The sequence below is a fragment of the Algibacter sp. genome (genome assembly GCF_039977455.1).
In the GTDB taxonomy this organism is placed as follows: domain Bacteria; phylum Bacteroidota; class Bacteroidia; order Flavobacteriales; family Flavobacteriaceae; genus Algibacter_B.
On record NZ_JBDWDG010000016.1, the window covers coordinates 39,593 to 52,412 of the forward strand.

The window sequence follows — 12,820 nt, forward strand, 5'->3', positions numbered from 1 at the left end:
AATATGTAAAACAATAAAACAAAAGTTATTATCAATGAAACGTATTTTTAACCGACAAACTACACTAAGCCTCTCGATTAACTGAAAAAATTTAAGCTGTTTAAGTTTGTCCTTTTTCAAACAATTCATCTTGGAAACCAAATTTGTTTGTATTATTAGAATTTGAAAAGATTTTATAACCTTCTTTAATCCAACTAACAAAAGCTCCTTGAGGAGGCGCAGCGCTAGAAAAAGAAGAGCCATTAACCAAACCTTCCGCAGAAAAAAACTGTAGATTTGATAAAAATGATACAACAAAAAACGTAAAACTAAATTTTATATTCATAACAAAACATTTAATAGCTTAGGGCTATGTTTATTATGTACGTTAACAAAAAAATTAGTAAAATGGATTAAATAATATCTTGAGGGAAGATAAATTAACAACAAACCAATAATGCTCGCAATCAATTGAACTGCAAGATTAAACCTTATTTTTTTTGATTTATGAAAAAGCTACACTTTTTCGATTAAACATTCAAAAAAACCATTTAAATACATCTTTAAAATATAAAATGCATAAAAACGAGATTAACTACTCTTACTTTTCAAATTAAATTGAACACAATAGTAGTTAAATAAAACTAAAAAACCTAGACAAAACGTAAGTTTTATTCGATGTAATACATATTTTACCACAAATTCTTAAATTTAGACCATTAAAAAGATCGCAACTAGCAGTCTTTTAAAAAGTTAAAAACAAGAGCTTATTTCACAATTATTTTTTTAACTAACATGTCGTTCAACACGGTTCTCATATAAACCACATAAGTCCCTGCTGAAATAGTATTGAATTGTAATCCATTTTGCATGGTTACTCCTGCAACATCTTTCATTTCTAACACCACCTGCCCTCTCATATTTACTAACGACAAATTATTTACATCGCCATTTAGGTTTTTAATAAACAAGGTGTTTGTTGAGTTTTTATAGTACACATGGTTTTCGTTTAAACTTGATGCCTCTGTACTTAAACTTGCCTGTTCATTTTGAAATACTAGCTCAAACCTTGTATTAAATACACCATGACCGCTATTAAACTCATAGCCTTTATTTTGCGTTAAATCGAAATAGGTTCCGGTTTGGTTATCTTTCAAATAAATAGATTGGTTTTTACCTATATTTTCTAATGCGCCTAGCTTTATTTCGAATGAATTATCGCCAGACGATTTAAAGTTTAACGGCACCACCTTATCGGCTGTTAAAGCACTGTAAGCTTGAATAAGCATATCCTTACCTTCAAAATCTAATAATAAATCGTTATTTGTTTCCACCACATTTTCTGCATCGTAGCCATAATCAAAACTATCGCTTGTAATATCACTAAAACCTAATAATAATTCACGATGAGTTTCAGGTCCTGTTATGGAATTTAATTCCAATCTTATTTTCTTAAATTCTGTTGCTTTACTTGTTTTGCCAGCAGCAGATGTCGTTCCCTTTTTCGTGGCTTTAAAAAATACCGAACCTGAATTATAAGACCCATTGGCATCGGCTTCTTTTACAAATACACGTTGGCTATTATTAAATTCTATTTGGCCATCGGCTATAATACTCACCATAAACCCTTGCCCTACAGGAATCGATTTGGTAGGTGTTTTTGTTCCGTTTTGAGCCTCTGAATCTACACCCCCTAAAAGACCCACAAATTGGAAAGCTCTTGTAGATCCTAATTTATTTACTGTGGCATAACCACCATCATACTCATCTAAATTATGCGAGGTTCCACCCCATTGTTGCCAAAATTGCAAACAACCCGATATGACACCTGCATTATCATCTAGAAACTTACCCACATCTATGGCAGATGGGTAAGGATTACCAACTAAAGATTGTGTTTTATCCGATGATGACCCTTTTTTCTCAACATCTATTAAAACAGTTCCGTTATTAGGCTTACCCTCAAATATATATTCTTGTTCGGCTCCTACAACACCAGTACCTTTTTGGGTATAACCTACTCCAGGCGCTATAGCTGTTGATGTACTTATTTGTTTCCAATCCCAATAGGTTTGCCCACTCATATAGGTAAATAACCAATAACTGCTTATAGTACCATTTCCGGTATAACCACTAGTAAAAAAACAATCCGTACCAGCGCCATCTTTAATCATGTTTAAACTAAAAGGACTATTATTTGTATTATTAGCAGATGCGTTATCATTAGATAAGGTTGTTTCTCCTAATTCTCCTACTGGCGAACTCCAATAATTATACCAATACGGACTAGTAGTTCCTTCTTGACGGCGTAATACCTTACCGGTTGAAGAGGTTACTAAATCGCTATTTTCTGTTTGTATTAATTGCGAATCGTCTTCTAAATCTAAAGTTCCGTTTAATTCTAAATACCAGCTATTTTTTAGCCTGTTTTCACTGTGCACTTTTAAAGTTGCATTGGAATCTATAATTAAACCCAAATTAGTTAATGCGTAGCATGATGTTACATCATTTTTTATTTGAACTATACTCCAATCTTTATTATTAGCCACATCTTCTATATCCCAAACATCACCATGTAGCCAGGTACTTTCTAAAGTCCAATTACCGTCGTTTAATGTAACATAAGGCATTGGAGCCGTTTGTTCTTGAATTGTAGTGATATTATTTAACCTAGCGGTATAACTGTTTGATGAAAAATCAGTAATCGTCGAATTAAGAATATCGGTCATCGGGTAATACGCTTGTAAATTTGACCAAGGAATACTAGCACTACTTGAAACATCTAATACTGTTTTTGGAATTACAGCGCCTTGTACATTACCAGAATTATTTTCTATTTCTTGAAATACTACTTGTTGCAGTTGATTTTGAGTTAATGCTGTATCAAAAACGCGAACTTCATCAATATTTCCGTTAAATAACAACGACTGGTCTAAAGATCGTGCTCCAATAGTAAACTTATTGCTTGAATTATTAATGGATGGACTTAAGGACGCACTACTACTTGAACCTATTTGCGCGCCATCTAAATAGACTTTAAGTTGTGATACTAATGCATTTCCATTATAAACTAAGGCAACGTGTGCCCATTCATTTAAATCAAGCGTTTCAGACGACACAATGCTAGCTCCATTAACATTAAACCTTAATGCTCTTGAAGCATCTACTTGGATAAACAAATCACCAAAACTAACCACCATGGAATTAGCCACAAAACTATTGTCTAATTTCACCCATGCCATTACCGTAGTCGCATCATAACCGGACAAATCTAAATCGCTATCTACATAATCATCAACACCATCAAAATCTATGGTTGCGCTTTTAATATACACATCTATATTATCGCGATAATCTAAATCGCCGCCTAAACTTAAATCGCCATCGGTATCTGGTAAAACGGTTAAATCTGAAGGGTTTTCTATGTCTTCGTTAACATCCCAAACAACATCAAATACACCGTTGGTTTCAAAGGCATTGTTTAACCCATCGCCATCTACATCGGATGCCGTTGAGGAATTTGCCATTCCGTTTTCCTCTATATCTGGAATCCCATCATTATCACTATCTAAATCTAAAAAATCTGGAGAAAAATCAGAATCCGTAAATACAATATCTAAACCATCACCATAAGCCGTATCTATTCCTGTTGAAGCCACTGTACCTGTTGGCGCTAAATAACCAGCAGTTAATTGTCCTTCCACATTATCGGGTATACCATCTTCATCACTGTCTAAATCTAAATGGTTAAATATGCCATCACCATCAAAATCTTCACCCTTAACTATTGTTAATGAATTTGAGTTAAAATCTAAAAACTCACATTGCGTGAACGACATTCCAAACTGTCTGGTCGAACCATATGTACCTGTTTTTATGGCTTGCATTCTCAATGAAAAAGAATTACCAATAAACTGATAATAAGCTCTAAGCACCTTTAGAGTTGAAAAACCAGGTCCTTCTTGTAAACCTGAAGCACTTATTTGTACATCTCCCGCTCCTAAATCTAAGATTTCTAAAGACGAAGGATTTTCTATACCATAAGCTGCAACATCATTGTAAACCACCGATTCTTTGAGACCTCCACTACCATCACAATCCCATGTTATACCATTTACTCTAAATATTTCGGATGAAGGAATAGTGGTCCCTGCATTGACAACTGTAAATTTAAAGGTGGCTCCTGGTTTTCCTAAACCCGAAGCTGCAAACGTCAATTCAGTTTGTAAATAGGTAGGATTATCCACGCCATCATTATCAATATTAGCAATTGTTGTATCTGTAAGCTCTGTAATTTCCATTAACACATCATAGCCTTGAATGGAATTACTAAACCTATAAACGGCACCAACAGTACCTACAGCACCAGAACTTGCAGCTGCATCATAAGCTGCATTTTCAAAAGCTAACTCTGGTAGTGTACATTCAAACCTATTTTCACCAAGATTTTCAATACCATCAAGGATTCCATCTGCGTCATCATCATAGTCTAATTTATCTATAACTCCATCTCCATCTGTATCTTGCATACTATTACAAGTGGCATCGCCACCCGAAACATTAAAGTATAAAGTTTGCCCTGTATTTGTTGCACCGCCACCATTATTGTTAATAACTTCTACGCCAGCTACAACAACAGACACGTAACTTGTACCTTGCCAACCGTTGTTATTATAATCGTATAATTTAATGTAATAATTGTTTCCATTGGCAACACAACCTAAGTCGTATTTAGAACCATATTCATCTGTTGAACCTAGCTGGGAATTTCTATAACACTGATTATCATCACAAATAGTAGCGATTAAATCATTCGCTGTATTGTAAACTTCAACTTTATTCTCGTAAGACCTATCTCCCCATTTAACAGTTATTTGCACATCAGAATTTTGTGCAACGGTTAAGGTAGACATGGCGAAAATAAAAAATAGACTAAAAAGTAATTTTATTTTTTTATTCATAACAAAACATTTAATAGCTTGGGGCTATGTTTATTATGTACGTAAATAAAACTTTAGCAAAATGGATTATAAAAAATATTGAGGGAAGAAAAATTAACCACGAACCTAAAGCGCTTGTAATCAATTATAAAGTAAAAATAAATGTTATTTTTCTTGATTCTTGAAAAAGCTTTTATTTTTCGATTAAACATTAAAAAACATCATTTAAATGCATCTATACAATATGAAATGCATAAAAAGGAGATTAACAGCTCTTGTTTTTAAAATTAAATAAAACACAATAATAGTTCCAAAAACACCAAAAACTAGACAAAAAAAACACGTTTTGTCCGACCTAACACCTACTGCCTCTTAAATTCTTATTTTATAAAAAAAGCTGCAAATTGCAGCCTTTTATAAAGTGTAAAACAAGAGTTTATTTCACAACTATTTTTTTAATTAATATATCTTTTGAATCTGTTCTCATATACACCACATAAGCTCCAGCAGCAACCCGATTGAATTGAATGCCACTTTGAACAGTATCCATAGCTAAGTCTGCCATTTCTAGGACTACTTGACCACGCATATTAACCAAGGATAGCTTACTTATATCACTATTTAGCTTTTTAACAAACAAGGTATTGGTTGAATTTTGATAGAAAACCTGATTTTCAATAATCGTTGAATCTTCTATACTTAAGGCCTCCGCTTCGTTTTGGAAAACTAACTCAAAACGTTTATTAAATATACCTTGTGCAGAAGAAAACGAATAAGCATTTAAAGTACTTATATCAAAATATGTACCTGTTAAATTATCTCGAATATATATAGACTCCGTTTCATCTATATGTTCTGTTTCAGTAATTTTTATCTCGAAAGTATGATCACCCGAAGACTTAAAATTTAAAGCTACAACCTTGTCTTTTGTTAGTGGCCCATAGGCTTGTATACTCATATTTTCTCCATCGAGTTCTAAATTTAAATCATCATTAGTTACCTTAGTATTTCTAGCATCATAACCATAATCATACGCATCAGTGGTATAATCGCTAAAACCTAACAATAATTCCCGCTTTACAAAAGGACCTTTAGTGCATTCAAACTCCAACCTAATTTTCTGCATGACATCTTCTTCTGTGACTTCTTCAATTGAAGATTCATCTGAAGATGTTGAATTAGTTTGCGACTTTTTAGAATTTGTTTTAGAAAATAACGAACCTGTATCATAAGGTAATGAAATTGAATAATCAGCCTCTTTTGCAAATACGCGCTGGCTATTATTAAACTCTACGGTTCCATCGAATGGCAAAACACCATCATCCTCAATCTCTGCCATAAAACCTTGTCCTACCGGCAAGTATCTTGTTGGCATTTTTGTACCTTCTAATCCTCCTGTATCATTTCCTTCTAGACCAACAAACTGAGACGCTCTTATACTTCCTAGCTTGGTTACTTGAGCATAACCTCCATTATAATCATTAAGTACATGGGTTGAACCGCTCCACTGCTGCCATAATTCCACATAGCCATATATAACGCCTTCGTTATCATCGATAAACTTATGAATATCTAGCGCCGATGGATATGGGTTAGCCAACAAATAAGCTGTTTTTGATACATTTTGAACAGACCCGGTTCCACCTACATCTGCAACATTGACTAGGATGGTACCGTTATTTGGTTTGCCATCAAAAATATATTGCTGTTCTGTACCCGAAGCTCCTGTTCCTTTTTGTGTATAGCCAACACCAGATGGTATTGGGGTAGAAGTACCAAATTGTTCCCAATCATAATACGTAACACCATTTTTAAAAGTGAATAACCAATAATTACTGATGTTTCCGCTACCCGTATAATCCGATGTAAAAGGCATACTGGCTCCTGTTCCATCCTTTAGCATATCTAAACGAAATCCGGTATTGCTCGTATTATTACTTGCCGTATTATTATCACTTAAACTTGTAGCTCCTGTTGTTCCAACTGGCGACCCCCAATAGTTATACCAATACGGATTGATTGTCCCTTCTTGGCGTCGTAAAACATGACCATCGGCAGAGGTTACTAAATCGCTATTTTCGGTTTGTATTAACTGCGAATCGCCCTCTAAATCTAAAGTGCCGTTAAGTTCTAAATACCAGCTGTTTTGAACTTGGTTATCGCCATTTACAGTTAAGGTTTTATTTGAATCTATAAATAAACCTATGTTTTTTAACGAATGACTTGCTTCAACATCATCTTTTATATGAACTATACTCCAATCCTTATTTGAAGATACATCCTCTATATCCCAAACATCGCCATGTAACCAGGTACTTTCTGAAGTCCAATTACCATCGTTTAATGTAACATAAGGCATTGGAGCTGTTTGGTCTTGAATAGTAGTAATATTATTCAAGGTTAATGCTTTATTATTACCTGAATAATCTAATGTTCTACTCGTTTTAATATCCGTCATTGGGTAATACCCTAACAAACTACTCCATGGAACCGCAGCGCCTGATGTAAAATCTATAATATCTTTTGAAATTATTGTACCTCGAATATTTCCAGAATTATCCTCAATTTCTTGATAGACCAATTTTTGAATTTGGTCTTGGCTTAATGCTGTATTAAAAACGCGTACTTCATCTATGTCCCCACTAAAATACTGAATAGGAGTTGCTCTTGACAAACGTCCTATTTCAAAATTCCCATTCCATAAACTAGGGTCTGCCTCTATTGTTTCTCCAACCCAAGAACCATTAGTTACTGTGGAGACTAATTCTCCATCTACGTAAAGGGTTTGTGTTCCGGTGGTATTGTCAAATTTTCCAACTACATGGTGCCACTCATCTACATTTACAGAGCCGCCACTTAGTATATTAGTGACACCTGATGATAATCGTATTCCAAAAGAAGGTATATTACCATGTTTTCTGTAAATTCTACAGGACACATCTTCTCCAGCAATAGTTCTATCGGTAACACCAGCTATATCTTTTATTTTTATCCATGCCATTATGGTTACTTCTGATAAACCTTGTAACATGGATACTCCGGTTAAATAATCATCTACACCATCAAAATCTATAGTTGCAGAAGCAGGAGGATTTATATCGAAGTAATCTCTATAATCTAAATCGCCACCGGTAAATAAGTCTAAATCCGTATCTGGAAGTACAGTCAAATCGGTAGAATCATTTACTTCATCATTAACATCAAAAGGGTCATCAATATTTATGCCTTCAAAGACATTATCTAATCCATCATTATCAAAGTCGGTAAATGTAATTATTGAATTGGCCATACCGTTCTCTTCAATATCTAAAAGGCCATCACCATCAGAGTCTAAATCTCTAAAATCGGGAACCCCATCTCCATCGGTGTCCTCTAGGGTCACTAGCCCTGAACCGTAATTGTCATCTACCCCATTTAGGTCTAAATCACTAATTCCAGAGCTTGAACCACTTGGAGCTATGTAACCTATAGTAGGTTGCGCTTCCACATTGTCTGGTATGCCATCGTTATCGCTATCTATATCTAAATAATCATCAACGCCATCTCCATCGGTATCTTCACAATTAGGAAGTATGTATAATTGCACTTTATCTACAAAATTCCCAGAGGATGTGGAAGAACTTCCGGAGGCTACTTGTATAGCAACAAAGGTCAACCTTGTAGCTGTTTGTCCGGCTGGTACTGTATACGTTCCTGAATGCTCTGTCCATGAAGAATCTCCGGCCGAACTAAAATCACCTTGACTGGTTAAAGTTCCGGTAGGATCTCCAATTAGAAGCCTAGCAATATCTTCTTGTGCGCTTCCTGAAAAGCCTTTTCGTTTTCTGTGTGCAAAAGACCATTGCAACACATCACCCGGTGTTGTAGCGATATCTTGGTATAAGCCATCATTGGTAGTGGCATTTACCTCTGCCCATTGGGTACCCGAAAAAGCTTGACCTCCAACATCATTACTTGCTGTTTGTGTATTATCCCAAATCTCCAAATGATTGTTTGTGGCATCCGAACTTTCCCAATTAGGAATATTACTCGCATCGCCTTTCCAAATCCCTCCAACTGAAACAACATCGGTTGTTCCTCCATCCAAACCATCAGCAATTTTTAAATCTTCAAAATCAGAATTTAATAAAGGTGTTTTTCCTAAATCGGAACATTCGTTTACATCTAAAATACCATCATTATCATCATCTAAATCGTCAATATCACTAAATCCGTCTTTATCATTATCAGGTAGAGTAAGTATAAAAAGTTTTCCATCTGCATGATCTGAAGATGAAGCCGTTAATTGGGCTTTTGTAATAACCGAACCGTTTGGAGCAATATCATCAAGGTAAAATAATGCAATTCCAATTGTTCCTCGATTCTCAATAACACGATCACTTAACCAATAATCGGAACCTGAAGGAGGTGGGTTAATCGCTCCAGGTGTTCCAATATTACCACTAGAACCTGTACCACCAAAACCCCATTTTGTTGAAGTTTCGTTTACAAAAGTTTCTCCTAAAGATTGTTCAACCCCTCCACCTGCAGGGATACCAAACAATTCTAAATGATAACAGTTATTTGCGTTTCGCTCGGTTACCGCTATTACACCACTAGAACTAGCGAAAATCCCTGTTCCATAGGTTAATGTTTGACGTTGAGAATCTGTTGTTTGTTCGTTAGTATAATTATCACATATACTTCGTCCATTTCCATTGGCTTCAAAATAATGATTTAAGTCCAAATCTTGAAAAGAGGCTAATGCCGATGCGTTCCAAGTAGAACTAGCACTTGTTGTTTCTGTATATGCCCCATTCTTTCTAATTTTATTGACACTATGCCCATTTGGTCCTAATTGGGTTAATTCGTAACCTACTGGCAAGCCATAGTTTTCGTATACAATTCCATTAACCGTTACACTTTTAATAGTTGCTGGCTGACTTGCAACCGCTTGAGTATCGCTCCATTGAAAACTTACACCTGTTTGAATACTAGGTGCATTGGTTTGAGAGCTAGCATTATTAAAAATAAGGCCTATAACTATTACCAAAAAAAGTAGTTTTTTTGTCACTTTATTAGATTTGGGTTGTCTAAATAAATATTTTAATAATATATTTAAGTGTCATATTGTTAAACAAGTTCCTGAAAAGCAACAGTTTTAAGGCCTCTCTTTATTGTTTAAATTGTACACATTAATGATTTAATGAAATTGATTCTTGAGGGAAGAAAATTTCAACTTATTAAACCGCAAAACATTGCAATTAATACATTATACCAATCAAACCTAGGATAATTAATTGGTAACACCAAAAAAAACCTCTTTTAAAACACTATAAAATCAGTTAACAAGCTGTTTTTCATCGACGAAGTGCGTTTTCCTGTAATAATAAGACTATACACCTTACACTAAAAAACCTTCCAAATCTTCAATTTTGGAAATAAGTTGAATTTTAATTTGTGTATTTTTTAAAGATATTTTATTGTATTTGGATACAAAAATAGTTGAAAACCCTAATTTTTCGGCTTCTAAAATACGTTGCTCTACACGTTGCACGGGTCTGATTTCGCCAGATAAACCCACCTCGGCAGCGAAGCAAAAATCTTTCTGAAGTGCTACATCTTCATTAGATGACAAGATAGCTGCCACCACAGCCAAATCTATGGCAGGATCATCTACTGTAATACCCCCAGTAATATTTAAAAATACATCTTTGGCCCCTAAACGAAAACCAGCTCGTTTTTCTAAGACAGCTAGTAACATATTAAGCCTTTTAGCATTAAAACCAGTGGCACTACGCTGTGGCGTGCCATAAACGGCGGTACTTACTAAGGCCTGAACTTCAATCATCAGGGGTCGCATACCTTCCAAAGTTGCGGCAACCGCATTTCCAGAAAGTTCTTCATCCTTTTTAGAAATTAAAATTTCCGATGGGTTCGAAACTTCTCGTAAACCAGACCCTTGCATTTCATAAATCCCTAATTCATTAGTGGAACCAAAGCGATTTTTATGTGCTCTTAAAATTCTAAACACATGATTTCTGTCGCCTTCAAACTGCAAAACAGTATCGACCATATGTTCTAATATTTTTGGACCAGCAATATTTCCATCCTTAGTAATATGACCAATTAAAACTACTGGAGTTGCTGTTTCTTTAGCAAACTTAATAAGCTCTGTGGTACATTCTTTTATTTGAGAAATACTACCCGAAGACGATTCAATATAATCACTATGTAAGGTTTGAATAGAATCAATAATGACAATATCTGGCTCTAAATTTGCAATTTGTTTGAAGATGTTTTGCGTTTTCGTTTCTGTTAAAATATAGCAGTTACTGTTATTTGGATTAATACGTTCTGCACGCATTTTTATTTGCTTCTGGCTTTCTTCACCTGAAACATAGAGTGTTTTATACGGTAACTTTAATGACACCTGAAGCAACAGCGTACTTTTACCAATACCAGGTTCACCACCTAACAAGGTTAAAGACCCAGGCACAATACCACCACCTAAAACACGATTAAATTCGCCGTCGAAAGTATCAAGTCGCGCTTCTTTTGAAGCATCAATTTCATTAATAAGTAAAGGAACTGATGCTTTTTTAACTGTTGAAGTTGGAGTTTTCCAATCACTCTTTTCTGGTTTTTGAATAAGCTCCTCTACAATAGTATTCCATTCTTTACAGGCATTACATTGCCCCTGCCATTTAGCGTATTGCGTGCCACAATTTTGACAAAAAAAAGTTGTTTTTACTTTAGCCATTATTAATATCCGAAATCCTCTTTAATTAATTCTGCTTTTTCTAACATTAAATCTTTTGTTAGTCCGGCAACTTCTTCTAATGTATAAGCCGATTGATACGTATGCATTGCCTTTTTAGGCTCTCCTGTTTCTTCGTAAAAACGCGCAATATAATAAGTTCCTAAAAGTGTTTCTGGATACGCCTTTCTTGCCATTTTTCCAAGCTCTTCATAATACTCGTATAATTCATTTTTTTCTATAGCAGCAGAAATAGCCTTAAAATCATTTAATAAAATCTTTTTATCTATGCCAAACAAATCTGAAATAGATTGATATTTTTCTTTAAGATATACTACTGGTGATATCTCTAACTCCAAGATTACATCTTTATACTCCTTTTTAGAAATAGGCTGAAATACTTTAAAAATACCTTCTATTGCGTTAGGTATGGCACGAGTTGGCACAGAATAATGAGATGGCCCTTCAAAACTATCAAAATTAAAAACTACATGATCATTTTCAATAGCAGAAAGATCTGAATTTAAGGCCTCAGTCATTTTTTTTACAGAACTAGCATCGTTGTTTGTATTGGCTAAATAGTAAAACGTTTTAGATTGAATTTTACCTAAGGCTTGTGGAAGATATTCAATCATTTGTGGGGCTAAATCTGGACTTATCGAAATATAAGCCTTAAACAAAGGCTGTGGTTTTAATAAAAAATAGTTAATAAAATTGGCTGTTTCTCCATGCCCAACGGCTACCCTAAAATTACCAACTCTATATTTTTTTTCTAAATGCGACATTAGCTCCATACCAACAAACTCAAAAAACGCTGCTCCAGTTTCAATAGGCAATGAGTTTTGTTCCGAATACAGACAATCATCAAATCGTTTTCTCATTTGGTTTACACCAACTACAATAGCTTCTGGCATATCTTCCCAATAGGTAAAATAATCTACATTTCCTGCTACGGCTTCAAACATATAGTCACCATCTAAAACCACAAATACTGGGTACGTTTTTTTTGAATCGGAATTATACCCTCTTGGCAATTGAACCTTAATTTGGCGCTCTTCTCCTAACTTTAAAGAGTTAATAGTTTCGTATTTAACTTGTGCATCTATAAGATTACATGCTACCAACAACAACAAAAGAAAAACAGTAGTCTTTTTCATTTTAA

General features: G+C 34.7%; 5 protein-coding genes. All 5 read right to left on the bottom strand.

From position 1 onward, the window contains the following. Positions 1-100 precede the first annotated feature (100 nt). Complete coding sequence (locus tag ABJM36_RS06200; protein WP_348450282.1) at positions 101-325, bottom strand: hypothetical protein; 225 nt, start codon at positions 323-325, stop codon at positions 101-103. 421 nt (positions 326-746) lie between these two features. Then, complete coding sequence (locus ABJM36_RS06205) at positions 747-4,940, bottom strand: LamG domain-containing protein (RefSeq protein ID WP_348450284.1); 4,194 nt, start codon at positions 4,938-4,940, stop codon at positions 747-749. A 415-nt stretch (positions 4,941-5,355) separates the two neighbouring features. Further along, positions 5,356-9,972, bottom strand: a complete 4,617-nt coding sequence (locus tag ABJM36_RS06210) for a LamG-like jellyroll fold domain-containing protein (protein ID WP_348450286.1) — start codon at positions 9,970-9,972, stop codon at positions 5,356-5,358. Positions 9,973-10,302: 330 nt separating this feature from the next. Further along, entirely contained in the window at positions 10,303-11,661 is a 1,359-nt protein-coding gene (gene radA / locus ABJM36_RS06215) for a DNA repair protein RadA (RefSeq protein ID WP_348450288.1), read from the bottom strand. A gap of 2 nt (positions 11,662-11,663) precedes the next feature. Then, positions 11,664-12,815 (bottom strand): alpha/beta hydrolase-fold protein, encoded by a 1,152-nt coding sequence (locus ABJM36_RS06220; RefSeq protein WP_348450290.1) that lies wholly within the window; start codon positions 12,813-12,815, stop codon positions 11,664-11,666. Between the last annotated feature and the right edge of the window lie 5 nt (positions 12,816-12,820).

Bases quoted from the DNA above. Each gene is read 5' to 3' on its own strand.
- ABJM36_RS06200 (WP_348450282.1), bottom strand. From the start codon at position 325: ATGAATATAAAATTTAGTTTTACGTTTTTTGTTGTATCATTTTTATCA.
- radA (WP_348450288.1), bottom strand. From the start codon at position 11,661: ATGGCTAAAGTAAAAACAACTTTTTTTTGTCAAAATTGTGGCACGCAA.
- ABJM36_RS06220 (WP_348450290.1), bottom strand. From the start codon at position 12,815: ATGAAAAAGACTACTGTTTTTCTTTTGTTGTTGTTGGTAGCATGTAAT.
- ABJM36_RS06205 (WP_348450284.1), bottom strand. From the start codon at position 4,940: ATGAATAAAAAAATAAAATTACTTTTTAGTCTATTTTTTATTTTCGCC.